The sequence below is a fragment of the Vibrio sp. DNB22_10_4 genome, from assembly GCF_052879755.1.
In genome coordinates, this window is the sequence record NZ_JBNNXW010000001.1 from 617,682 (window position 1) to 643,049 (window position 25,368).

21 protein-coding genes and 1 pseudogene are annotated in these 25,368 nt (G+C 45.8%); 14 read left to right on the forward strand and 8 right to left on the reverse strand.

From position 1 onward, the window contains the following. The first annotated feature begins 279 nt into the window (after positions 1-279). A complete protein-coding gene (locus ACVA6Q_RS02535; protein WP_353499735.1) occupies positions 280-1,611 on the forward strand; it encodes a DEAD/DEAH box helicase in 1,332 nt (443 codons plus the stop codon). Positions 1,612-1,660: 49 nt separating this feature from the next. On the opposite strand, the gene ACVA6Q_RS02540 is transcribed toward ACVA6Q_RS02535, so the two are convergent. After that, positions 1,661-2,521: a LysR family transcriptional regulator gene (locus tag ACVA6Q_RS02540; protein WP_446646402.1), complete on the reverse strand. Its 861-nt coding sequence runs from the start codon at positions 2,519-2,521 to the stop codon at positions 1,661-1,663. A 388-nt stretch (positions 2,522-2,909) separates the two neighbouring features. Between ACVA6Q_RS02540 and ACVA6Q_RS02545 the strand changes: the two genes are divergently transcribed. The 6 genes and pseudogenes from ACVA6Q_RS02545 to pstB all read left to right on the forward strand — a co-directional run bounded on the left by ACVA6Q_RS02545 (position 2,910) and on the right by pstB (position 7,835). Beyond that, positions 2,910-3,206: a hypothetical protein gene (locus ACVA6Q_RS02545; protein ID WP_446646403.1), complete on the forward strand. Its 297-nt coding sequence runs from the start codon at positions 2,910-2,912 to the stop codon at positions 3,204-3,206. Positions 3,207-3,448: 242 nt separating this feature from the next. Next, positions 3,449-3,922 (forward strand): annotated as a pseudogene (locus ACVA6Q_RS02550) (hypothetical protein); the annotation flags it as partial. Positions 3,923-4,271: 349 nt separating this feature from the next. After that, positions 4,272-5,093 carry a phosphate ABC transporter substrate-binding protein gene (locus tag ACVA6Q_RS02555; RefSeq protein WP_446646404.1) on the forward strand — a complete coding sequence of 274 codons (822 nt, stop codon included), beginning with the start codon at positions 4,272-4,274 and terminating at the stop codon, positions 5,091-5,093. Between the two features lie 93 nt (positions 5,094-5,186). Beyond that, positions 5,187-6,119, forward strand: coding sequence for a phosphate ABC transporter permease subunit PstC (gene pstC, locus ACVA6Q_RS02560; RefSeq protein ID WP_353499730.1), 933 nt, complete (start codon positions 5,187-5,189; stop codon positions 6,117-6,119). A gap of 5 nt (positions 6,120-6,124) precedes the next feature. Then, positions 6,125-6,988, forward strand: a complete 864-nt coding sequence (pstA, locus tag ACVA6Q_RS02565) for a phosphate ABC transporter permease PstA (protein WP_446646405.1) — start codon at positions 6,125-6,127, stop codon at positions 6,986-6,988. Between the two features lie 97 nt (positions 6,989-7,085). Next, positions 7,086-7,835 carry a phosphate ABC transporter ATP-binding protein PstB gene (pstB, locus tag ACVA6Q_RS02570; protein WP_353499727.1) on the forward strand — a complete coding sequence of 250 codons (750 nt, stop codon included), beginning with the start codon at positions 7,086-7,088 and terminating at the stop codon, positions 7,833-7,835. A 266-nt stretch (positions 7,836-8,101) separates the two neighbouring features. Here the strand turns inward: pstB and ACVA6Q_RS02575 are convergent, their stop codons facing one another. From ACVA6Q_RS02575 to ACVA6Q_RS02585, 3 genes are all read right to left on the reverse strand, one after another. Next, the gene (locus ACVA6Q_RS02575; protein ID WP_446646406.1) at positions 8,102-8,398 is read right to left on the reverse strand and encodes a hypothetical protein; all 297 of its coding nucleotides are present in this window, start codon (positions 8,396-8,398) and stop codon (positions 8,102-8,104) included. A gap of 171 nt (positions 8,399-8,569) precedes the next feature. Further along, positions 8,570-9,802, reverse strand: a complete 1,233-nt coding sequence (locus ACVA6Q_RS02580) for an MFS transporter (RefSeq protein ID WP_418642809.1) — start codon at positions 9,800-9,802, stop codon at positions 8,570-8,572. A gap of 12 nt (positions 9,803-9,814) precedes the next feature. After that, positions 9,815-9,997, reverse strand: coding sequence for a hypothetical protein (locus ACVA6Q_RS02585; RefSeq protein ID WP_353499724.1), 183 nt, complete (start codon positions 9,995-9,997; stop codon positions 9,815-9,817). A gap of 201 nt (positions 9,998-10,198) precedes the next feature. Here ACVA6Q_RS02585 and yjjG point away from each other — a divergent pair, with 201 nt between their 5' ends. The 6 genes from yjjG (at position 10,199) to ACVA6Q_RS02615 (ending at position 17,969) form a co-directional block, all read left to right on the forward strand. Beyond that, complete coding sequence (gene yjjG, locus ACVA6Q_RS02590) at positions 10,199-10,873, forward strand: pyrimidine 5'-nucleotidase (RefSeq protein WP_353499723.1); 675 nt, start codon at positions 10,199-10,201, stop codon at positions 10,871-10,873. Positions 10,874-11,089: 216 nt separating this feature from the next. After that, a complete protein-coding gene (locus ACVA6Q_RS02595; RefSeq protein ID WP_446646407.1) occupies positions 11,090-13,132 on the forward strand; it encodes a sensor domain-containing protein in 2,043 nt (680 codons plus the stop codon). Positions 13,133-13,431: 299 nt separating this feature from the next. After that, positions 13,432-13,776, forward strand: coding sequence for a c-type cytochrome (locus tag ACVA6Q_RS02600; protein WP_418642811.1), 345 nt, complete (start codon positions 13,432-13,434; stop codon positions 13,774-13,776). A gap of 10 nt (positions 13,777-13,786) precedes the next feature. After that, positions 13,787-15,208 (forward strand): cytochrome-c oxidase, cbb3-type subunit I, encoded by a 1,422-nt coding sequence (gene ccoN, locus ACVA6Q_RS02605; protein WP_446646408.1) that lies wholly within the window; start codon positions 13,787-13,789, stop codon positions 15,206-15,208. After that, positions 15,205-15,816, forward strand: coding sequence for a cbb3-type cytochrome c oxidase subunit II (locus tag ACVA6Q_RS02610; protein WP_353499720.1), 612 nt, complete (start codon positions 15,205-15,207; stop codon positions 15,814-15,816). Before ccoN ends, ACVA6Q_RS02610 begins: the two co-directional genes overlap by 4 nt. After that, a complete protein-coding gene (locus ACVA6Q_RS02615; protein ID WP_353499719.1) occupies positions 15,813-17,969 on the forward strand; it encodes a c-type cytochrome in 2,157 nt (718 codons plus the stop codon). Before ACVA6Q_RS02610 ends, ACVA6Q_RS02615 begins: the two co-directional genes overlap by 4 nt. Positions 17,970-18,040: 71 nt before the next feature. Here the strand turns inward: ACVA6Q_RS02615 and ACVA6Q_RS02620 are convergent, their stop codons facing one another. Then, positions 18,041-19,525: a peptide MFS transporter gene (locus tag ACVA6Q_RS02620; RefSeq protein WP_446646409.1), complete on the reverse strand. Its 1,485-nt coding sequence runs from the start codon at positions 19,523-19,525 to the stop codon at positions 18,041-18,043. Positions 19,526-19,779: 254 nt separating this feature from the next. Between ACVA6Q_RS02620 and ACVA6Q_RS02625 the strand changes: the two genes are divergently transcribed. Next, positions 19,780-20,034 carry a hypothetical protein gene (locus tag ACVA6Q_RS02625; RefSeq protein ID WP_446646410.1) on the forward strand — a complete coding sequence of 85 codons (255 nt, stop codon included), beginning with the start codon at positions 19,780-19,782 and terminating at the stop codon, positions 20,032-20,034. 225 nt (positions 20,035-20,259) lie between these two features. On the opposite strand, the gene ACVA6Q_RS02630 is transcribed toward ACVA6Q_RS02625, so the two are convergent. The 3 genes from ACVA6Q_RS02630 to ACVA6Q_RS02640 form a co-directional block, all read right to left on the reverse strand. Beyond that, entirely contained in the window at positions 20,260-20,409 is a 150-nt protein-coding gene (locus ACVA6Q_RS02630) for a hypothetical protein (protein WP_446646411.1), read from the reverse strand. Between the two features lie 702 nt (positions 20,410-21,111). Beyond that, positions 21,112-24,171 carry an efflux RND transporter permease subunit gene (locus ACVA6Q_RS02635; protein WP_446646412.1) on the reverse strand — a complete coding sequence of 1,020 codons (3,060 nt, stop codon included), beginning with the start codon at positions 24,169-24,171 and terminating at the stop codon, positions 21,112-21,114. A gap of 8 nt (positions 24,172-24,179) precedes the next feature. Beyond that, a complete protein-coding gene (locus tag ACVA6Q_RS02640) occupies positions 24,180-25,262 on the reverse strand; it encodes an efflux RND transporter periplasmic adaptor subunit (protein ID WP_446646413.1) in 1,083 nt (360 codons plus the stop codon). Between the last annotated feature and the right edge of the window lie 106 nt (positions 25,263-25,368).

Below are 25,368 nucleotides of genomic sequence, written 5' to 3' on the forward strand. Positions count from 1 at the left end.
CCATTTTGGGGTTAATCTTCCTTTGTCTTAATTATGAGATTAACCTCAGCAGGATTAATGTGACCTATGTCACGTAGATGGAATCATCTCATTATAAGTCTCTGTAACCGCTGATTTTATTTTTTTTAGGTTAAGAAATGAGCAGTTTTGGTTCAGAGTTCTCCTACAATGTGTCTAGATGCCTTGTTTTTCACCTCGATTGTTCGCTGGTGGCAAGGAGAATTATCGGGTATCATGCGCCCTCATTTTTAGCCTGCAACCGTCTGAGGAGAACTTGCATTGCAATTTAAAGAACTTGGCCTAGATAACCGACTATTGAAGAACTTAAGTCACTACGACTTTAAAAAAGCGACCGACATCCAGAAGCAAGCTATTCCGGTAGCGATTGCTGGTAAGGATTTGCTGGCGTCTTCAAAAACGGGTTCTGGCAAGACTTTGGCATTTGTATTGCCGATGCTGCATAAATCTCTTAAGAACAAAGCATTTTCTGCAAAAGATCCACGTGGTGTGATTCTGGCACCAACGCGTGAACTAGCGAAGCAGGTGTACGGTGAGCTTAAATCAATGTTGGGTGGTCTGTCTTATGAGGCTGCGCTCATTCTAGGTGGTGAAAACTTTAACGACCAAGTGAAAGCGCTGCGCCGCTATCCTAAGTTTATTGTAGCGACTCCAGGACGCCTAGCTGACCATTTAGAGCATCGCTCAACATTTCTCGACGGTTTGGAAACTTTGGTTCTTGATGAAGCTGACCGTATGTTGGATCTCGGTTTTGCTCCAGAGCTTCGCCGCATCCACAACGCTGCGAAACACCGCCGCCGTCAAACGTTGATGTTTTCTGCGACGCTTGATCACGCTGAAGTCAATGACATTGCAGCAGAGATGCTGGATGCGCCAAAACGTATATCGATTGGTGTCTCTAACGAAGAACACAAAGACATCACTCAGAAATTCTACCTTTGTGACCATCTAGATCATAAAGAAGCTTTACTAGAGCGTATCCTCGAAGAAGCCGAGTATAAGCAGGTGATCATCTTTACTGCAACTCGAGTTGATACCGATCGTTTGACTAAATGGCTGAATGAAAAGCAGCTTAAGGCTATCGCGTTAAGCGGTAATTTAAACCAGACTCAGCGCAACACCATTATGAGTCAGTTTGAACGTCATGTATTTAAGATCCTGGTGACCACAGATGTAGCTTCTCGAGGCATAGATATCGCAACGGTTACTCACGTAATTAACTTCGATATGCCAAAGCACACCGAGGAATACGTACACCGTGTAGGCCGTACCGGCCGTGCAGGTAACAAAGGTGATGCAATTTCTTTGGTTGGTCCAAAGGACTGGGATAGCTTTAAACGTGTTGAGGCTTTCCTTCAGCAAGATATTGGCTTCTCGGTACTAGAAGGACTGAAAGGTAAATTCAAAGGCTTCCGTCCTAAGAAACCAGCCGTTAATAAGAAAGCACAGGCTGCTAAAGGTAAAGCACAGCAGAAGAAAGCGACGCCTAAGAAACCAGCGAATCGCGATAAAACCTTTTATAAAAATGTGGCTGTGGGTGATTCGGTATTCATTCCGAAGAAAAAGCCTAAGCCAGCTGCAGACAGCGAATAAAGTAATCGGCCTTACCATATATTGGTGAGGCCTTTTTTGTTTTAAGGCGTTAGCTATATAACGCTCGTATAGCTTTATGCACTTTTCCAGACTCACTTCCTATCTTCCAAATGAGCGCCGCTGGGATTGCTTTTCTCAATGATGGCTCCACATTCAACTTCACAATCTGACCTGACTCTATTTGCGGACGAATAAAAGGTTCGACCGCGATTCCCCAGCACAGTCCGTAACCAATGGCGGTTTTCGCCGCTGAAATAGATTCACATTCCCAGATATTGGGTGAGATTGCCGTGTCTGAGGCTTTGCGATTATGTGACAGATAAGCTTGCCTGTGACGTTGTAGATCCACCAAAGAGACAGAATCGAGTTTAGCTAGTGGATGCTCGGGGCTAGCAATATAGAGCAGCTCCGCACTTGGGAGTGAAATTGCGCCGAGATTACTGAAAATAGGCTGCTCCAACAGCGTAAATCCTATGTGGGCTTCTCCTTTAACAACCGCGGAAACAACCTCTGAGGATGGCATCTCTCGGAGCTTTAACTTGAGCCTCGGAAAATCCTTTGCCAGCATATGGAGGATGTCTTTCTCATTCGGGACGCTATAGACGTTATCAACGGCCAATATGAACTCTGTCTCTTCTTCAGGCTCCAACTCATTTGCGAGACGCTCAAAGTGTTCACACTGTGCCAAGATAAGCTTGGCTTCCTTTAGCAGTACTTCGCCAGCGGGCGTCAGCGTGGGGTTGCGCGTAGAACGATCGAATAGCTCTTGGTTCACGTCGAGCTCTAGATTAGAGACCGTCATGCTAATTGCAGAGTGCGTTTTCTTCATTTTTCTGGCAGCAGCAGAAAAAGAACCGGTTTCAGCCGAGAGAACGAAGGCCTGAAGTTGTAGCAAATTCACGGTTAACATATCAGTTTAGCTTACACCTTTAATGGTCTTTATGTTTGTATTCCTTAAGGTTAGTTAAGTGAGTGATGTTTGCAAGATGATTACTCAAGGAGGAATAAAAACACAACCTGTCAATTATTCTTAAGGTTTAATGAATTTGTATTTCAGTAAAGATGACTAATATAAGCGGTGTCAGAGGGGAAAACGAGACCAATCGTTTTGACAACATAGTGGAATGGATGCGCTTTATTAGACATAAAGAAGGTAAAGACCATGACTACTGACATCAAATCAACCAACAACAAAGACATAGACCCAGCAAAATCTTATCAACGCAAAGTCTCGCTAAATTTGGCTCTCTATTCGCGTTTTGCGACTAAAAATAACTCAGTCAAGTAAAGAGGCCTCCATGTCAAATCAATCTGATTTAAACCTGTATTCGCTGGCTGATACTCCACTAAAGAAGTTGGCGCTGGTCACCTTTATTCTTACCAATATTGGTATGTTTGTCGTACCGGCGGGCTTGGGGGCACTGGGTTCCGCCCTGGACTGGCCGGCAGCAGAAACGGTATCGGTGGTAGGAATTGGGTTTGTTATTAACGAGGTGATTCTATTTGGTTCAATAGCCATTTTGGGAAAACCTTTAGTGAGTCTTATTCGCTCAAAGCTTAAATGCTTTTTCCGCTCAAAGAGCAGACATCAATAACGTCACTTTTCATTCCCCCGCCTTCGTGCGGGGTTGAGGGGTTGTAAACATTTGTTTAATTCCGAATTAACTTAGAGGTGAATAAAATGAAAAAGGCGTTAATAGTAATGTGTGTTGCAGGCATGTCTTCAATCGCGATGGCAGGTACGGAATACTCTGGTTTTCGTGTTGGTGCGGGAGCGACCATGGGGTAAGCGACAGAACTTGGTGGTTTAGGTGCTCAACCGAGATTAGAGCTTGGCTACGATGTTAACCGTGTATTTTCAGTGAATGGCTATGTTCAAGGGCTCAAAGGCAAAACTCAAGGGGAGTATGCCTTTGATGCAGCTGAGCCGTACATGGGACAAGTACTACCGCCGGTGGTGGGGGCAGCAGAAGCAGAAGTCGACGGTTGGCGAGCAGGTATAGAAGCTGAGGTAGGTTATGCGTTTGACCTTGGGGTGGTAGATATAAAGCCTTACGTCGCTGTGGGCGTCGCGACTCAAGGTGGCGATTTTGAAGTTAATCATATAAGCAATACGATGCCATCGGATAACTTGGATACCTTAGGATCTGAAAAATTGAGCGGCTCTACAGTGACGGGTGCGATTGGTGCGCGAGTGAACACTGCTTTGGGGATTTATGTTGATACTCGATTGGAGCGGGCGCCATTTAGAAGTCGCGGCATTATGAAGGATCAAACGCAGGGCAGTCTTTCTATCGGGTACAAATTTTAATCAAAAACCAGAGGTCTTCCTCTGGTTTTTTGCCATTCGGCGACAAAAGAGTACGTGTTTTAGAGTTAATTTAGCGTTTAGAAAGGCTGAAATTGACGAACTTTTGTGCAAACAAACCACTTTATGACAAAGATTACAGTACAATTTTTGACTGTCATATTGGGGTCTATACTCAATTACCCATGATAAAGTACTGATTTTAAGTGATCTTCTCCCATAAACCCCCATCTTCAAAATTCTCATTTGTCATAGACCTTTCAAGGAACTGAAACACAACTGTCATATTCGACCTCTAATCTTGTCAGCGTTCAAACGAAACAAGGCAATCAAGCCACTAAAGGAAATTGTGATGAAAAAGACAGTTATCGGTGCAATCGCTCTACTAGGCGCACTAACAGTGACATCAGCTTCAGCAAAAGAAACTATCTCTGTAGTAGGTTCTAATAGTGCTTCTCCACTGGTTGAAGTTTTTGCAGAAACTTACATGAACAAAGGCGAACCAGTGTTTATCGAAATCCAAGCACCAGGTTCTTCAGCAGGTATTCGTGCAGCGAAGGATGGCAGCGCAGACCTAGGTATCTCTTCTCGTGACCTTAAAGCAGAAGAAAAATCAGCAGACCTTAAAGAGCTAGTTATCGCTCGTGACGGTATCGCAGTTGTTGTTAACCCAAACAACAGCGTTAAAGAGCTAACGTCAGAGCAAATTACAAGCATCTACAAAGGCGAAATTACTAACTGGAGCCAAGTTGGCGGTGAAAACAAGCCAATCGTTGCTATCACTCGTGATACGGCTTCAGGTACTCGTGGTGCATTCGAAGACATCATGAAACTGAAAATGAAGATCAGCGGTAAGAAAGTATCGGCTATCTCTCAACGTGCTCAAGTTGCTAACGGTAACGGTGCACTGAAAGTATCTGTAGCAAGCAACCCATACGCTATCGGCTACATCTCTCTAGGTACAGTAGACAACACAGTTCAGCCTCTAAAAATTGACGGCGCTGCAGCAACAGTAGACAACGTAAAGAACGGTTCTTACAAAGTTGCTCGTCCATTCCTTGTTCTTTACAAAGATGGCGCACCTTCAGCTGAAACTCAACAATTCCTAGACTGGATGGTTGCTGACGAAGCTCAAGCACTATCAGCTAAGAAAGGTTACATCACTGTTAACTAAGCTACACCAGTAAATATTTAAGTTGCTCAGCCCACCTTTTAGGGCTGAGCCTTTTGCGCGTCTATCGAAGTAATTAAACATAGAAGCAATATTATGACCATCGCAACAAATAGTGAGAAGCTTATGAACAATGAAGCGACTCAGTCTGAAGCTCGCCGCCTTAAGGCTCAAACACGAGTTGATTGGAAAGAGAGATTCTTCCACGGACTATTTCTAACCAGCGCAGTAATCGGCATCGTATCTCTTGCCATTATTGCTTACTTCATCGTTAAAGAAAGTATCCCAGCATTCCAAGAAGTGGGTGTGAGTGGCATCGTATTAGGTCAGCATTGGTTACCACCTGCGCTTTACGGTGTTGCAACCATGATCGTGGCATCGATTGTCTCTACGCTTGGCGCTGTCGTCGTTGGTGTTCCAATTGGTGTTCTAACGGCTATCTTTATCGCAGAAATCGCACCAAAGCGTCTCGCGGATATTATCCGTCCAGCGGTTGAACTATTGGCGGGTATCCCATCGGTTGTTTACGGCTTCTTTGGTCTGATTATTATCGTACCGCTTATCCAACAGGTATTTAATGTACCAGCGGGCAACACGATTCTTGCGGGTATCATCGTGCTAGGCGTGATGATTCTTCCAACGGTAATTACCGTTTCAGAGACATCGATTCGCGCTGTACCACGCACCTACAAAGAAGGCTCACTGGCTTTAGGTGCATCAAAGATTTACACCATTTTTAAACTTCTCGTTCCAGCGGCTCGTTCAGGCATTATGACTGGCGTAATTCTGGGTATTGGTCGTGCTCTAGGTGAAACCATGGCAATCATCATGGTAATGGGTAATGCGCCTGCAATGCCTGGCAGTATTTTGGAGTCAGCCCGTACGCTAACAGCAAACATCGCAATTGAAATGTCCTATGCAAGTGGCGTTCACGCAAATGCTCTATACGCGACCGGTGTTGTGCTTCTGGTATTTATCATGATGCTCAACTCAGCTCTCCTTTACTTGAACCGCGAGAAAGCGAAGTAATTATTATGGATACAGTAAAACTAAAGAAAGCGCGTGTTCAAAAAGACGCGATTCTCAATGCCTTTGTTTGGGCAGCAGCGGCAATGACCGTAGGCTTCTTGTTCTGGATCATTTGGTACATCCTATCCAATGGTCTTCAGCACGTAGATTGGAACTTTATCACTGATAACTACACTGCAACGGGTAAAGAGAAGGGCATCTTCCCGATGATCATCTCGACCGTTTACATGGTTATCGCATCGATTGCAGTTGCAGCGCCTTTAGGCATCATGACGGCTATCTACTTAACCGAATACGCTAAGGTAGGCAGTAAGCTGGTTAAGGTTATTCGTTTCTGTACTGAGTCGTTGGCAGGTATTCCGTCGATCATCTTCGGTCTGTTCGGTATGACGTTCTTCGTAGTCATCATGGGCTTTGGCTTCTCGATTCTATCGGGTGCACTTACTCTAAGTATCTTGATTCTACCGGTTATTATCCGTACGACAGAAGAAGCCCTAATGGCGGTACCGCAAACTTACCGTGAAGGTTCTTACGGTTTGGGCGCATCGAAAATCTACACCATTTGGCGTCTTATTCTGCCAAGTGCAACCCCAGGTATTCTTACTTCGGTCATTCTAAGTATTGGTCGTGTTATCGGTGAATCTGCACCGGTATTCCTAACAGCAGGTATGGTGGCACGTGTACCAGACTCACTGCTAGATTCAGGTCGTACCCTAACGGTTCACCTGTACAAACTCACAACGGAGCTGTTTACCATGGATGAGTGGAACCAAGCATACGGTACAGCGACTGTACTGATTGTGGTTGTCCTACTTATCAACACGCTAACGAAGTTTATCGCTAGCCGCTTTAACACAGCAACGTACTAATTGAGAACAATTCGACTGATGGTGGGGCCAGACCATAAAGAGCCAAGCCATCAAATTTACACGAATTAACACGACAAAGAATTTAGAGAATAGAGACATGAACAAGTTTAACATTGAAAACCTAGACCTTTTCTACGGCGAAAACCAAGCACTTAAAGCGATCAACCTACCGATCCCAACTCGCCAAGTAACAGCGTTAATTGGTCCGTCAGGTTGTGGTAAGTCAACACTGCTTCGCTGTTTGAACCGCATGAACGACCTTATCGAAGGCGTTAAAATTACCGGTTTGCTAGAAATGGATGGCACGGACATCTACGGCAACATCGATGTTGCAGACCTACGTATCAAAGTAGGTATGGTATTCCAGAAGCCAAACCCGTTCCCAATGAGCATCTACGAGAACGTTGCTTACGGTCTTCGTGCGCAAGGTATCAAAGACAAAAAGCACATTGACGAAGTGGTAGAGAGCTCGCTTCGCCGCGCAGCACTTTGGGACGAAGTTAAAGATCGTTTGAAGTCACATGCGTTTGGTTTGTCTGGTGGTCAGCAGCAGCGTTTATGTATCGCTCGTACAATTGCCATGCAGCCTGACGTTATCCTAATGGATGAGCCAACGTCTGCACTTGACCCAATTGCGACACACAAAATCGAAGAGTTGATGGAAGAGCTTAAAAAAGACTACACCATCGTTATCGTTACTCACTCAATGCAGCAAGCGCGTCGTATTTCAGACCGCACTGCGTTCTTCCTAATGGGCGAACTGGTTGAGCACAACGACACTCAGGTTATTTTCTCTAACCCAAGTGATGACCGTACTCAAGGTTACGTAAACGGTGACTTTGGTTAATGACAGCGTAAGGCTTGCAATTGTTTGAACACAATTTCCATTTATCGCACGATTCGTTTTGAATCACAGCATTAGCGAATGACAGAATTTACTGGCATATCACTATAACTATAAGCGATGGTACTATTGCCCTTCCTTGTGAAGGGCTTTTTTTCGCCTGTAAAAAGTGAGCTTGTTGATAGTTTCGCTGTTGAAAAATACAAACAAAAACGTCAAACCTCGCTAAAGGTTTGACGTTAGTCGTACGTGTTGCTTGTAATAGCGAGCTAGTTTTGGAATAGAAATACGCAACTGGTGAGGTAATCCAACATCTCTTGATGAGATACCGCCTGATCGGTGCGGTAGCCAGTGATCAATCCGTAAACAATGGCGTAGTTTTTGTCGTTGTGTGCGACATGCTCTTGGGCGAAGAAGTCAGAAATCACTTTACTCAGCTCAAAGATATCACTGCGGTCTAATGCCTCAGCGCCTGTATTTTCTGCTGGGGAAAGGTCACCGAGCTTATTCGTTAGCCATTTGACGAGTTGCGAGTCTTCTACGGGACTTTGTTGATCAATTTCCACAATGTAATTCCAAGTATGAGTGAATGCTCTAATGCTAGGAAACTTTTCACTCTCTTGCCATAGGAGAAAAGTCGCAACTATCGAAGTTAGCGATTGAAGTCACACTGACCTTTTAAAAATAGAAGAAAGCCAACGGATAAACGTTGGCTTAGTGAGATTGTGTTGCGTTAACTAGGCGGTTGCAGTTGCAGTTGCAGTTGCCGTTGCAATTGGGCGCAGCGGCTTATCATTGATTGGCAAATGAATCAGCGCGGCGGCAAAAGCAAGAACAACCGTTGACCACCAGATAGGCTCGTAAGAGCCGTAGTAATCGTAGATCCTACCGCCAGCCCAAGCACCAAGGAAACTGCCTACTTGGTGAGTAAAGAACACCAAACCGTACAAGGTTGATAGGTAACGCGCGCCGAAGATCTGACGAACGAGGCCTGACGTCAGCGGTACTGTACCCAGCCAACAAAAACCGATGGCACCACCAAATAGCGCTGCGGTGTGCTCTGTGACAGGCATCGTCACAAACGCAGCGATCACAACCGTTCTAAATAGGTACAGCATCGACATCACATGGCGTTTACTGAACTTATCGCCCATCAAACCCCAGAAGTACGAACCAAAGATATTGAAGATACCTACGTAGGCAAGAGCCAGTGCTGCACTACTAGCAGGAAGGTCTTTATCAGCTAAGTAGCTTGGTAAGTGTGTTGCGATGAACATTACGTGGAAGCCACACACGAAAAAGCCTGCATGGATAAGCCAGTAACCTTTGTGGTTGAAGGCCTCTTTAAGCGCTTGTTTTAGTGTTAACTCGTTTTCCTCAGCAGCACCATTAGCACTATTTGCTGGACGGGCTGACTTCATAAACAGTGAGAAAGCAATCATCATGGTACAAAGCACAGCAAAGCCCTGCAGTGCACCCTGCCAGCCCATGTCTTCTAGCATCAATTGAGCGCCAGGAATCATCGCGAACATACCAAATGAACCGGCCGCGGTAGTCAGGCCAAATGCCTTAGCAGCATGCTCAGCTGGTACCACTTTTGCTACCGCACCTAAAATGATGACATAGCTGGTGGCACTAAGACCTAAGCCAACCAATGCACCTAATGAGAAGTAAAGCATTGAAGCTTCTGTAGTGACAGAGGTCAAATACAAGCCCACGGCATAGGCGATAGAGCCCATCAAAATGATGCGCTTTGATCCCCATTTGTCCGCAGCCATACCAACAAAGGGTTGGAACATACCAAACAGTAAGTTTTGCAGCGCAATGGCGAAGCTAAAGAATTCACGCCCTGTTTGGAAATGATCGGAAATTGGCATCATGAAAATGCCAAATGACTGGCGAATGCCCAAGCTGACGATAAGGATGCCAATACCCAGCCAAACTAGGGCTGGAAAGCGGAAAATACTCATTGTAATAACACTCTAGTGATGATGGTGGTGTGAGTGATCCATAGGATCAGATGGGTTTTGTTGGTGACACCCACTGTTAATGGCTTGCTTGGCCAAAAGGTCGAGCAAGGTGGGTGAGTGGTGCACCGCCATCAATGCCACGGCAAGAAGCAGCAACATTCGTATTAGCTGAGCAAAAATGGATTGTGAGAACATAAACTCAATTCGCGTTGATGCGCAAAAGTGGCGTTAAAAAAGAGCGCGCAGTGTAATGATCTACCGGGTATGACTCAAATGACATTTAGTGAAGTAATATATGCATAAAATGCATATATAAATATCAACGTTCTCACTGAGTACCTATTCGCCATTTGAACGGTTATAATTCTGCCGTTCATCACTAGGGATACAACAATAATGAAGTACGATTGGGTTCTGTTTGACGCAGACGAGACGCTGTTCCACTTTGATTCATTTGGTGGTATGAAGCTTATGTTTGAGCGTTTTGGCGTTAATTTCACGCGTGACGACTATGACGCGTATCAACTGGTCAATAAGCCGTTATGGGTGGACTACCAAGATGGCAAAATCACTGCTGATGAGCTTAAAATCATCCGTTTTGAAGGCTGGGCTACGAAACTTGGTATCACACCTTTTGAGTTAAATTCTGCATTTCTAGAGGCGATGGCGGATATCTGCACACTGTTGCCCGGCGCAAAGGAGTTGCTTGACGCACTTTCAGGCAATGCAAAACTGGGTATCATTACCAATGGCTTTACTGAGTTGCAAGCGATTCGTCTTGAGCGTACAGGGCTTAGCGACTACTTTGAGCACGTGGTTATCTCTGAGGAAGTGGGCGTAGCAAAACCGGACCTCGGGATTTTTGACCATGCTCATCAATTGATGGGGCTACCATGCAAAACTAAAATTTTGATGGTGGGCGATAATCCTCATTCCGATGTACTTGGCGGTATTAACTTTGGTATTGAAACGTGTTGGTTAAACACACAAGGTGTTCAGACGCCAGCGGGTATTCACCCACACTATGAAGTGAACTCCCTCGAACAGCTTAGAATGACGCTGTTCGCATAAGCCTCGGATATTCCGAGTCATAGTCGACTTTGGGGTGAATTGTGAGAAATTGTAAACTCAGCTTTGCACTTTGCCCCTTTAGAGTTACTGACTATCTTCACATTCAAACATTTGTTCGGTATAAATCTTCACCTGCATTTAGTACGATATGTTGAAACTTCGGCCGAGGGAACTTTGGCCTAGCCGAACGAATGAGTAGTTCTGAGTTTCTGTATCATGTCTTTAAAAAATCTTCCTACGCTGCAGCAATTTATTGATGCGCTCGATGACCATATTTGGGTCAAGAATGCTGATGGTCAGTATGTTGCTGTCAACGAAGCCAGCGAAACCGCTTGGCGTCATTCTCGCGAATATATCTTTGGTAAGACCGACGAACAATTGTTTAGTACGGAACGCGCTGAGTATTTTAAACATATCGATGAGAAAGTGATCGCTAATGGCGGTCAGCGAACGGTTGAAGAGTGCGCTGCGCTAGATAGAGAGGGCAACGAAGTTTGGCTAGAGACAGTAAAATCTCCGATAAAGGATGAGGCCGGAGACTTGGTCGGTATCATTGGCATGACGCGTAACGCCACAAGAAGAAAGCAAGTAGAAGCTCGATTATCGCTTACTTCAGAGATATTTAACAATTTCCAAGAAGGCATGATGATCACCGATCACAATGCTAACATCATGGACGTTAACCGCGCATTCACTGCCCTTACTGGTTATGAAGAAGCTGAAGTGATAGGGCGCAACCCGAGCTTTCTTCAATCTGGTCAGCACCATCCCGACTTTTACACTGAGCTGTGGCATCAGTTAAGGGAGTATGGTCAGTGGAAAGGGGAATTCATTAACCGTAAAAAGAGCGGCAGTATTTACCCTCAATTGGCGACTATCAGTGCTATTACCGATGAAAGCGATGAGATCTTGCACTATATTTGCGTATTTGAGGACATTTCACTGCGCAAAGCGCACGAAGAGAAGCTGCGCCGGATGGCCTTCTTTGATCCGTTAACCAATTTGCCTAACCGTGTTCACCTTACCCACTTATTGGAACAAAGCATTGCTTTGGGCGAAAAGAGTGATACTCCATTTGCGACTTTGTTTCTCGATCTTGATCATTTTAAACACATCAACGATAGCAAAGGGCACTTGTTTGGTGACCAACTCTTAGCGCAAGTTGCTGAGCGTTTACAAACGATGCAAGCAGGGAATGCAACAATAGGCCGAATTGGTGGTGATGAGTTTGTTATTATTCTTACCGATTATGATTGTGAAGCGACACTGCTCGATATTATCGATCAGACCTTAGGGGTATTTAATACACCGTTCGTGTTTGAGCACAATGAGCATCTTCGAGTGTCGGGTAGTATTGGTGTCGCACGATATCCGAATGACGGCTATGATAGTGAAACATTGCTCAAAAATGCCGATACGGCCATGTATCTGGCTAAAAAGAATGGCCGTAGTGGCTACGCTTTCTACTCCCCAGATTTAACCGACAGATCGGTGCAGCATGTACGTATTCAATCTGCCCTTCACGATGCTGTCGACAAAGAGCAGCTCTCGCTCGCTTACCAGCCACAATATCGCCTTGAAGATAACGCTCTAGTTGGCGTAGAGGTGCTGCTACGCTGGGAACACCCAGAACTGGGCTTTATTCCTCCGAGTCTTTTTATCCCAATTGCAGAAAAAACAGGGCTGATACAACACATTGGACAGTGGGTGTTAAAAGCCGCGTGTCAGCAAGGAAGAGCGTGGATGGAGCAGGGGCTTTCCTTTGGAAAACTGGCGGTGAATGTGTCAGCCTTACAACTACAAAGAGCGGAATTTGTAAAACAGTTGGCCGATATTACCGACCAAACGAAGTTTCCTTTAGAACAACTGGAAATTGAAATTACCGAGAGTTTTCTTCTTCATAATCAGCAGCATGCGTTTAATACATTGAATGAGTTACGTGAGCTAGGAGTCGATGTTTCGCTGGATGATTTTGGTACCGGCTACTCTTCTCTTTCTTATTTGAAAGGTCTGCCGATCAACAAACTAAAGATTGATCGCTCATTTGTGAATGATGTGCCAGAGCAAAGTGATAGCAACGCGCTAGTACTTGCGATTATCGCCATGGGTAATGCTCTGGACTTGCGTGTAGTCGCTGAGGGGATTGAAACCGAACAGCAGATCGACTTTCTTACCCAGCATGGTTGTCAGTTTGGTCAAGGCTACGCCTTCGCTAAGCCACTGACAGCGAAAGACTTCGTTTCCTTAATTTCTTCGTAATTGTCGGCAAACCTTATCGTTCTAATTTGTAAGGTTTGCCAAGTATATCCTTAAAGTAAATACGCCTTTGTTTGCACTATTGTTGTCGCTAACCCGTAACAATGGTCGTTAGGGCTTAGCGATGTTAGAACACGGGCACAACACCCTCAATAAAGAAAACACGTATTAATCGCCGGTGATTTTTGACTGACCACGTAACCCGTTACTATGCTTTCTAATCAAGTTAGCTTTATCAAGAACGGTAAACGTTACGTCAGTAAGTATGCAGTCCTGACTTTCGTCAAACAAGGAAGCGCATCATGGGTAAATTTACCTCCGGGGTGATTCTGGGTCTTTTTACTGGAACACTCTTGTTTTCATTTCAGACGCTCGCAGATGAGCGATTCAAAGTGGGTATGGAGAAAGCCAAAACCTGTGCCACCTGTCACGGTGACGAAGGGATCTCCAGCATTGAGTCCTACCCCAACCTACAAGGTCAAAAGATGGGATATCTAATGACCGCTCTTCGAAGTTATCAAACCAGAGAACGCAGTGGCGGCCTTGCTGTTCTGATGCAACAACAAGCTGACGCATTGAGTGATCAAGATATCGCTGACATCGCGTACTACTATTCCAAATTAGGCTCTGACGCCAACAAGCAGTGAAGGAGCCTTTATGGACATCACGGCGAATCACTACGACATAAAAGTCGTTCGTTACTTTATTTTAGCGTCACTCATCTGGGCAGTTGCTGGCATGGTGATCGGCGTTATATTGGCTGCTCAGCTCTACTGGCCTGTGCTCAACTTTAACTCCGAGTACTTTCAATTCGGCCGGCTCAGACCGCTTCACACCTCTGGCGTGATATACGGATTTGTCGTCAACATACTGATGGGGACTTCCTTGTATATTGTTCAGCGCACATGCCAATGCGCGCTGTTCAATAAAAGCTTGTCTTGGATGGTATTTTGGGGCTGGCAGTTGGTGCTGCTTCTTGCACTTATTTCTTTGCCGCTAGGTTACACGACATCGAAGGAGTACGCAGAGCTCGAATGGCCGATCGATTTACTAATCGTGTTGGTTTGGGTGCTTTATGGTGTGCTGTTTTTCGGTACGATAGCGAAGCGAAAAGTCGAACATATCTTTGTTGCCAATTGGTTCTTTGCAGCGTTTATCATCGTGATTGCGATGATATTTGTCGTTAACAACCTGGCTATGCCAGCTTCGTTTATGAAGTCATACTCCGTGTATGCCGGAGCGCAGGATGCTATTGTCCAGTGGTGGTGGGGGCACAACGCCGTCGGTTTCCTACTCACCGCAGGGGTCATTGGTATGAACTACTACTTCATACCTAAAGTTGCCGACAGACCTATCTACTCTTACCGTCTTTCGATTATCCACTTCTGGGGCTTGGTGGGCTTTTATACCTGGGCAGGTACACATCATCTCATCTACAGCTCGGTTCCACTGTGGGTGCAGAATATTGGTATCGTGATGTCATTAATACTTTGGCTCCCATCTTGGGCAGGGGCGTTTAACAGTGCGATGACCTTACTTCAGAACAAACAGAAGCTGAAAACCGACTATATCATGCTGTTTTTCTTCTCTGCCATTCTCTACTACTGTCTTGCCACGTTTGAAGGGCCGCTGCTTGCGATTCGTTGGTTCAATATGATTGCGCACAACAGTGAGTGGGTGATAGGACATGTCCATTCCGGCGCCTTAGGTTGGGTTGGTATGTCAGGGATTGCCGTATTCTATTACTTTATCCCTAAGTTATGGGGTAAAAACGAGCTCTGGTCACCAAGGTTGCTCAAGTGGCACTTTTGGCTTGCTCATGCTGGTGTTGCTTTATATGCCATTGCGCTTTGGGTAGCGGGTATCGGAGAAGGGGTGATGTGGCTGGCACAAGGCGATAATGGCGAGTTGCAATACAGTTTTGTTGAAGCGATGAATTTCAAAGCACCGTGGTTGTTCTTACGCTTCTTTGGCGGAGCGCTGTTTGTTCTTGGCTTATTCCTGATGGTCTTGAACCTCTACAACACGGTGCGCATGCCGCTTACTCGTCGGGTGAGTAGTGAAGGAGGCGTATCATGAATGCTGATTTTACTAAGTCTTTGGTGATATTGATCGTATCGACCGCTGTGGTGGCGTCTTTCTCCATTTTAGTATGGGTGCTTCCAAATTTATTACGTACCCCAGAGCTCGTTCAGCAAAGCCAAGCGAAGCCGCTCACGGCGATAGAGGTGGCCGGGCGAGATATTTATATCAGTGAGGGGTGCCATGTGTGCCACACGCAAATGGTTCGTCCACTTGAACCTGAGATAAAACGCAATGGCCGCGCCAATCAAGAGTCTGATGATATTTATGAGTTTCCGAATCTATGGGGCTCGAAGCGCACAGGACCTGATCTCACCAATCTAGGCAGAAAGTATTCAGATCAGTGGCATGCCATTCACCTGATTGATCCACGCCGCGTTGTCCCAACGTCCATCATGCCTGCCTATCCTTGGTTGTTCGAACAAGTTCTGTCTGGCGATACCATAACCGGAAAGATGCAAACTTTGAAAGCACTAGGTGTGCCTTACTCTGAGGATGAAATTGCCAACGCAAGGTTAGAAGTTAGAGGAAAAACCAAGGGTGAAGCGCTGATCCGCTACTTGCAAAGTCTTGGTGTCGATACGGCTGAGGAGAGTGTGCAATGAGTAGTTTCTGGACTCTATGGGCTGCCGTGGGCACCCTTGTATTCTTCGTTCTAATGGTCGCTGTGATTGTTAAGTATTGGCGCAATAATCATCAAGCGGACAAAGACAAAGTGCTCGACACGTTCGATGGCATTGAAGAAAAAGATGCGCCGCCGCCAAAGATATTGTTTGTTTCCTATTTTGCTGCGTTCGTTATCTCATTTGGCTATCTAATCTTATATCCGGGGATCAGCGGTTGGTCAGGGTTGCTTAATTACGATCAGGCCGACGATAAGCTCAGCGCGCCGACGACAAGCCTTGATGCTCAGTTTTCCCTGGTACAAGACCAGTCTCTCATCTCGTTGGCGGACAACACTGAGATAGTCTCTTCAGGGCAAATGTTATTCCAAACCCATTGTGCTGCTTGCCATCGCGACAACGCACAGGGAGCGAAGCATTTCCCAAACCTTATCGACAATGAATGGATGTACGGTGGATCCGATGAGGCTATCATCCATTCCATCGAACTCGGTAGAAATGGTGCGATGCCCGGGTGGGTAGATGTGCTTAGGCCAGATGAAATCGCTAAAATTTCCTATTACCTCGCATCACTCAACCAACGCCATACTGATGTGCCAGAGGTTAAGGTGGAGCTTGGTAAAGACTTGTTCGTGAAAACGTGCTCTTCTTGCCATGGCGACGGTCGCTTAGTGAATATGGAAACGGGCGTACCTGATCTATCCGACAACATTTGGCTTCATGGAGGCAGCATAGAAGAGATCCAACACACCATACGTGCAGGGTTAAATAATGTGATGCCTGCCTTTGGTGAGCAGCTCTCTCAAAATGAAATCCTCGCGATTGGTGCTTATATCACCCACGCTCGCTTGCAAAACGATAACCGACTTGCGTCACTGGATGCAGAGGCGGTTGAACGCGGCGAGTATCTGGCTCATGCAGGAGACTGTGTGGCTTGTCATAGCGCCGAGGGGGGAGAGCCGTTTGCTGGTGGCCTGCCGTTTGTCACGCCATTTGGCACCATTTACTCAACTAACATAACGCCTCATGTCACAGAAGGTATTGGTAGTTATGACTACGAGGACTTTAGAGCCGCTCTCGTTGATGGTAAAGGGAGACATGGGTATCTATATCCGGCAATGCCGTTTACTTCCTACCAACATGTTACTGAGCAAGATTTGCGCGATATGTGGGAATACATGCAATCTATTGGTGCTGTATCAAGACGAAATGACGCCAATCAAATGATGTTCCCGTCGAACATTCGCTTAGGTCTCCTTGCCTGGGACATTGTTTTTGCCGATCGCAAACCAATGGAATACGAAGTGCCTGCCGAACTACAGAATAAAGTGGAGGATGTAGAAAAGTGGCAGCGCGGTAAATACTGGGTTGCTGGATTGGGTCACTGCTCGGAATGCCATACGCCAAGAAATATCGCTCAAGCGCTCGATAATGATCGTATATTCCAAGGCAATTTAATCGACGGATGGCATGCGCCGGACATCACGGCAGAAGAGCTGTTTATCGATGGTTGGGATCTGACTTCTTTAACTGATTTCCTCCATACAGGTCACTCTGATAAGGGCAGTGCGTTTGCTGGTATGGCCGATGTAATCAAGAACAGCTTGAGTTTGATGACCAGAGAAGATATTGAATCCATGTCTTATTACCTATTGGCGGGTGACTCCAATAATATGATCAGTGATGCCGCGGTACGATTAGAGCCCAAAGGGTTTGATGAAGTCTCGTATGCAGAAGATATCTATGCCACCTACAACCAAACTTGTGGCGCATGTCATGGGCCAGACGGTAAAGGACGAGATCCCATTGCGCCAACTTTGCTAGATAATGGCATTATCATGCACAGTGATCCGTTCAATACGATCGCTGTAACTATTCGCGGGCTCCAGCCGACGTATTTAGACAAAGAGCGAAATTTTATGCCGATGGCGAGCTTTGAAGATGTGTTGTCGGATAAAAAGCTGGCAGAGCTGATCACCTTCGTTCGACTCCATTTGGGGGCACGTGAAGTGCCAGTCACGGAAGAGGATGTGAAACAAGTGAGGGAAATGTTGGAAAAAGCAGGCTACTCAGGAGGTTTACACGTTACGCCTGAAATGTATGACCAGCGTGATGGCAACATTAACGTCAACTAAGCCTGTTTTGATCTGGGTTTAATGGGAAGAAAAAGGCTCGCTAAATTTAAAATAGCGAGCCTTTTCTATGGTTAACTTTCCGCTTCCGTCAGTTCCACTTGCTCTTTCGGTTGATGAGCATCGGCTGCGGCAAGCATCTTGCGAATTGCAATGGATGAGAGCAGAGCAACGAGCACCATTACAACGGCTAACATCGTTAATAAACCAAAGTAGTCACCATAAACGGTTTGCACGAACTCTTGAGTGATTTCTTGGCCTTTCTCTGCTGCGATTGAAGTAGAGAACACAGCGCCGACAATACCAGACAAAGCGATTGCCACTGAAAATAGGCTTACCGAGAAGTTCTCAATGTGTTTCGGTGCCACCGATAGAATGAAGGCGACAACTAATGAACCAACAATGACTTCAGCAAACGCTTGGAAGAAGTGAATCACGAGGAACACCTCAGGGCGGATAATCACATCTTCGCCAACATTCTTCACTGCAAACGCCAAAATACCAAACGCAATCGCTGTCATGATGAATGAAAAGCCAATCTTGGTGGCGGTCGTAAAGTGGATGTTGCGTTTTTCTAGTCCAGAGAAAGTCGCTGCAATCACAGGTCCTGCAACAATACACCAAAGTGGGTTCATCGACATTGACGCTTCAGGTGCGATTGGAATGATGCCAAACAAATCACCACGCATGGTGTTGATGGTCACCATAGTCATTGATGTCATCATTTGTCCGTAATAGACAAAAAACGCTGTCGTTAGAACGGTAACAATAATGATGGTTCCCATGCGAAGTGCATCGGCTTTTTCGGCTTTGAACATCAGTGAGATGAAATAACCAATAGCAGCCAAACCAATGGCGTAAACGATGTTTTTACCGATGTCCATGTTCGAGAACATAAAGAACACCATGCCGATCATGGCCACTGAAGTAATCGCAAACTTGATCCAGTTAGCGCTAGAGACTGGCGCTTTATCAATATCTGCACCGATACCTTGCAGCTGTTTTCTGAATGTGAACAGCATAAACAAAGCCGTAAACGCCAAAATTCCGGAAAGCGCAAAACTGCCATAGAAGCCAATCACCAAAACAAACATTGGGAATAGGTACTGGCCAAGTAGGGCGCCAATGTTATTCACTGAATAGTTAACAGGGTAACCATTTTCAAAGTCTTCTTGGCTTTTGAACGTGCGCTTATAAAGGCTTGGGTAAGATGGGGACATTAAGCCACGTGCGTAACTTGCCAGTGCGATACCAGCGAGACTCATTGGAATGTTAACGGTTGATGCGCCCAAGACCAGCAGAGCGTAACCACAACTGAAACCAAGGTAGGCTATAGTTAAAGAGCGATAGGCGCCTAGAAATTTGTCGGCGATAAAGCCCCCAGCAATGGCGAACAGCGGGCCGATAGATGAGAAAGCACCGACGACCATCATAGTATCCGCTTCACTGTAATTGAGGTTCTCAAGGAAGAACCGAGTCAGTATGACCATGACGCCATAAAATGATAGACCAAACATCATCTGGCAGAACATCATGGATTTGTTTAGCTTATTCCACATAACTTTGTCCTTAATAATTGCTATTAAGTGGTTTAAATATCCGCTCGTATGTTATCAGACAAAATTTGTTACATGTTTTATCGTTGGATGAGAATGTGGAGCGTGAGCACGAGTTTTTCTAATCAACAAGGTGAGTATTACTAATGTGGCGGCTTTAGATAAACGTAATGTTTTGTTTACGCTGAAATAGTTAGTTACATGTGAAATAAGTAGTGGCATTCATGTTAATGTGCGAACAAAAAAAGGACATAAATATGAAGGATGTAACAACAGCTCTCCTCGCATTAACACTCGCTTTCCCGGCATTGGCAGCAGACAATGACGAATGGATAGTGGATGCGAAACGTAATTTTGGTCGTGTACTGCAAGATCCGCTCGGTAACTTTCGTGGTGTGATTTCTCTACGTCGCTATTTCGACCGTTTGTCAGCTACAACGTGGAGTCTATTCCAGGATTCTCTATCTCAACATCACCGCAGATTACTTACGATTGGAAAGCCGAATCGGTAATGGCTGGGCCATACCAATCGGTGGTGGGTTTACTCAGGCCGTACCTTTTTCATCGACAAAAGCTATGCTAGTCGGACTAAGCGCTTATAAGTTCGCTCTGCAAGCTGAATTCGGTTCGGAGTGGCAGGTGAATCTAACCTTGGCATTTATGTTTGCAGAAGACCGTAGCTAATCTATCGTCACCTTTATAGCCCATCGCTTCAAAGAGGCGATGGGCTGTTTTTACTAATGGCTCGCAACACTTTTCCAAGCGGCTCTCTTGCTACTTGCAATAATAACTTCAACAACCTGCCAGCCTACGCCCGTAATTTGTCTAAACTCGGGAACATTCAGAATAAATCGAGCCCCACCATTCTGAATTAGAAAGTACTTCATTATTTTCCTCTTTGTGCTTTGTGCTTTGTGCTAGGTAAGTGAATAGCCGAGCCAACAACGTATTGGTTTGCTCAAGCTTTGTGGTAGATGCTAGGGCTGAACGCGTTTCGTACCAACTGAGGTTGTATTGGTCATTCGAATAGATAATTGAGTGAGTACGATGAGACTGACATAAGCTTAAAAATAGTTTTCCGCAAGCCTTATCTCCATCGTAGGCACTGTATCCATTTTGAAATCCGTTAGAACATGCAAGATTCACCAATAAGTGAAACATCTGACTAGTTCAAAAACTGAGCAGTTCATTGCTAAAATTACCTTTCCCTTTAAATGACCAAAGAACTTCTGATTGAGCTTTGCCGAGCGGCGCTCGCGAGTGATTCACTATGTCAATTTCTAAAGGGTAGGATGGAGCAGTGGCAGCAAACGGATTTGGTACCTAAAAATTAAATTAAGTATCAGAGACGAAAATGAACGATTTGACCGACATCTGGGGTTATATAGTAAGTCACCCGACAGAAGCAATTGAGGTATATGCAATGTCCTGTTTGGCTATATATACGCTATATCTACAATTCGTAAATAAAGGACAGCATTATTAATGCTTTTCAAGGCAGTTACTTTGTTCTGTTCATAGTAAGTGTACACGTTTGGGGCTCCCCTCGATGTAATCAAGGGGAGCTGTGAAGGAACTTATAACTCAATTTACTTAGCTGTTTTCTTCACCATCAAGCGATACATGACAGGAACAAAATAGAACGATAATAGTGTTGTCAGTACTGTACCACCGGCAATGGCGACTGCAAAAGGTGGCCAAAAGCCACCACCTGCAATGATTAAAGGCATGAAGCCACCCACAGTGGTAATGGTGGTGGAGGTAATGTGACGGGTACACGACATGACTGCATCAACAGAAGCGTCGATATCACCAATGGCGGCTTTTTCATCCATTCTCAGCTCGGCTAGTATGACGATCGCGGCATTAATCGCGAGCCCCATAATACCCAACATGGCAATGATTACGGTAAAGCCAAACGGATAGTTAAAGATCCACACAGACAACAGACCCAAACCGCCTGCCAGGCCAGCCACCATGAAAATGATCGAGCTTAGTCTAAATGAGTTGAACGACATCACCACAACTAAGATCATCAAAACAACCACGACAGAGATATTCGAGATGAGCAACGCCACCGAGCGATCGCGCTCAGCGGATTCACCACCAAAATCAATGTGGTAGCCAGAGGGTAAGGAATAAGATTCCAGTCTTTGTTGAAACTCGTTTAACACTGTTTGCGGTAGCACACCTGCTTGAATATAACCTTCGATAGTATTAACCCGTTCACCGTTGCGGCGTGTGATGGCACCACGACTGGTCGTCAGCTCAAGCTCGGCTAACGTTGATACGTTGACACCTGTGGTATAGACCTCAGAAGCAATGGGCAGTCTTAAGTTACCAAGGTGAGATAAATTTTCACGCTCTTCATTGGCGACTCGAACACGTATTGGGATCGACTCGCTGCCTTCCGTCACAGAACCTGTTTCTCGTCCCACCAAGGTTGCCTGCAACATATTGGCAAATTGATTGAGTGAAATGCCATTTAACTTGGCTGTGTCTTCGTCGACTTTAAGCCACACCTTGGGCGTGCCTGGTTGAAGCGTTTCTCGTGTATGCGTGACGTGTGGTGTATTGGCCAAAATTAGGCGAATATCTTCACCTATCGCTTTGAGTGTATTTAGGTTTTCTCCATAGACTCTAAGCTCAATAGGGGCGCGGAATGGTGGCCCTTGTTCGAGCTTTCTCACTAAGATCTGAGCGCCAGGAAGCTCGCGATTTAGCCGAGCTTGCAGCTGTGGAATTAGGGAATTGGCCTGTTGGAAGTTTTCCATTTTGACCATGGCTTGTGAAAAATACGGTGCGTTATTTTGTGTTGCTTGTAAGTTGTAATAGAAGGAAGGGAAGTTAGCACCCACTAGCCAATCAACACGCTCAACGCCCTGATAGTCGCGTATTATAGTATCGACATCCTCAGTCGTCGCTTTCGTCGCATATAGGCTAGCTTGCGGAGGCAGATACACTTGAACCTCAAACATATCTCGATCCGAAGGTGGGAAAAATTGCTCGGTTAGCTGAGACATACTCCAATAGCCCGTTACCGGAACGGCGAGAACCACGACAAGTGAAATAGCAGGATGTTTGATAGCTAACCTGACTGATTGGCTAAATCCGCGAGTAAGCGCTGGAATACGTAGGCCGCTGTTATACCAATGGTTGCCAGAGGTATGGCTTGGTAGCAGCATAGTTGCAAAACCCGCAATCACGGTATGTGACAGAATATAAGAGCCTACCAATGAGAATGAGACGGTAATGGCAATTGCGCCCACAAATTCCCCCGTTGCCCCCGGCATTAAGAAGATAGGGGCAAATGCCAAAATGGTGGTCAGTGTTGAGCCAAGGAGTGGCACCCATAAGTGGGAGATAGCGTTGATGGTTGCTTCCAGCCTTGCTTGACCTTTGAGTCGATAACTCTGAATTGTATCAACCATAACTACGGCGTTATCGACCATGATTCCCAGCGCGACAATGAGTCCGGTTACCGACATTTGGTTAATAGGAATGCCCGTCATCTTCATCAATGACAAGGTGATCATACAGGTTAGCGGCAGGGCAATCGCAACAAGTATGGCTGCGCGTACACCAAGAGTGACAAACAGTACGATGAGGATAAGAGAAAAACCAATCAGTAGGCTTTTGCCCAAATCGACCAAACGCGTTGTGGTGTAACCTTGTTGATCAAATAACAAAGTGACCTTAATGTTACTAGGAAGGTCACGTTCGAACTGATTGATGACCGTTTTTGCTCTTGCAGTCCATTGATCAACTCTGAGTTCGGGCTCCATTCGAGCAGCAATAACCACACCAGGATGGCCGTCGATGATAGCGAGTTCACTTTCTGGTGTTTTTTGGCTGCGAGTGACGGTTGCAACATCTTCCACGCGGATGATATGGCCGTTCTTAGCGACGAGAAGAGGCACCTGTTTGATTCGCTCAATCGAGTCTAGCTCAGACTCAATTTCTAAGCCGAACCGCGAAAACTGATTCACCAGTTGCCCTGCTGAGTTTTTTGCATCGGCACCACGCAGGCTATCACCTATCTGGATACTGGATGCCCCAAACGCTGCAGCATCTGCGGTTCGCAGGTTGATTTGGATCTCTTCTTGGGGCATGGCGTATTCGTCAACAAACTCGGTACCAGATAAGGTGCGTAGCCTTTTCGCGAGCTCCTTGCCATAACGGCCTAGTGTTAAAATGTCTGGTTCGCCCGCACCATCCCAAGTCAGTGATGTGATGACAGTAAATGCGTAGGTATGATCGCTATCGAGGTCTGGTGGTGCTGTCCCAGCAGGAAGTAACGGTTCAACATCGGAAAGTTTGTCTCTGGCTTTTGACCAGATTGGCTCTGGTTCTGTCACTTCATCTTTGAGTTCAATGGTGATAATAGAGACGCCGGGACGTGAACTTGATGTGAGCAGTTTAACTTCGCTAAGCTCGCGTAATTTGTTTTCTACGACTTCAGTGACCAATGTTTCTACGCGATCGGCGCTCGCACCAGGAAAGCTGGTGGTGACGTTGGCAAAGCGATTACTAATGATGGGGTCTTCTGCTCTTGGCAACGAAGTAAACGCCGCTAGGCCGCTGACGATGAGAAGAGTGGTAATCAGCAGTAATAAACGAGTATTGGTGATAGCATCAATAAGCTTCATCGTGATCCTTATTGCTGCGTAACTTGAACAGGTTGACCTGGCACTACACGATGCAAGCCGCTGGCGATAATGGCTTCGCCATCCTCTAACGCCCCGGATACAAAGGCGCGTTGACCATCGGCATAAAGTACATTGACGCTGCGTCTTTCGACTTGATTGTTTTCTCCTACCACGTACACGTTCCAGACGCCACGGAGTCCATCGATAAGCGCAGTTAGGGGAACCCAGTAGCCGCTGTCTTGCACTGTTTCATCGAAGGAAAGGTAGGCCAATTGACCTTCCAACAGATCTGGGCTCTCTGGTAGTAGATATCTAAGTCCGACACTTCGTGATTGAGTGTCGACCATCGCCCCCGGATTGAGCAGTTTGGCTGCATAGTTGTTGTTATCGACTCGGATAATAGGGGTAGTGAGAGCAGTAACCCGCTTTAGTTGCTGAGCAGGGATGCCGATGAATGCCTCTTTCCCTTCTGTCGCAAGCAGAACAAACGTCGGGGTACCTACATTGACAACGTCACCTAATGAGACGTGACGCTCAGCGATTCGTCCGGTGTACGGAGCCAGAATAGTCGATTTATCGATGCGCAGCTTATTGGCACGAATTGCCGCCTCTAAACGGACGAGATTCGCTTGCAAAACACCTTTTTCGCTGGTGAGCGCATCGATTTCGGCATCAGCACTAAATCCTTTGGACTTTAACGATTGCTGGCGTTTGAGGTTGGCATTGACGAGCTTTAATTGCGCACGCACCTCTTTGTCTTGGGCGTTAAGTTGGCTTAGTTCCGTTTTCAAAAGATCGGTATTAAGTTGAACTAACGCTGTGCCTTTTGCGATGCTATCACCGACATCGACCAAAATGGTCTCAATTTTTCCTGCTAGTTCAAAGCCAAGTTTGGCTTGCTGTCCTGCTTTGACCGTGCCTACGTATTCGCGCTTCACTTGATACGACGGCGAGAGCTCTACATGAGTCGTGGAGACCGTTAATGGCTCCACAGTGATAATGTTCGTTTCATTTTGTTCACTACAGCCAAAAACTAGAGCTATAGCAGTTAACGTTGATGCTTTAATTAGTATTTTGGAGATACGCATCATTAGTCCCTATACAACCAACTGCAATGTATAGGTTAATCAATGAGTTTCGCTGCTGTCCACCTTGGTGCTGTTAATGAAAGGTAAAACACAAAGAAGATGGTCGGGG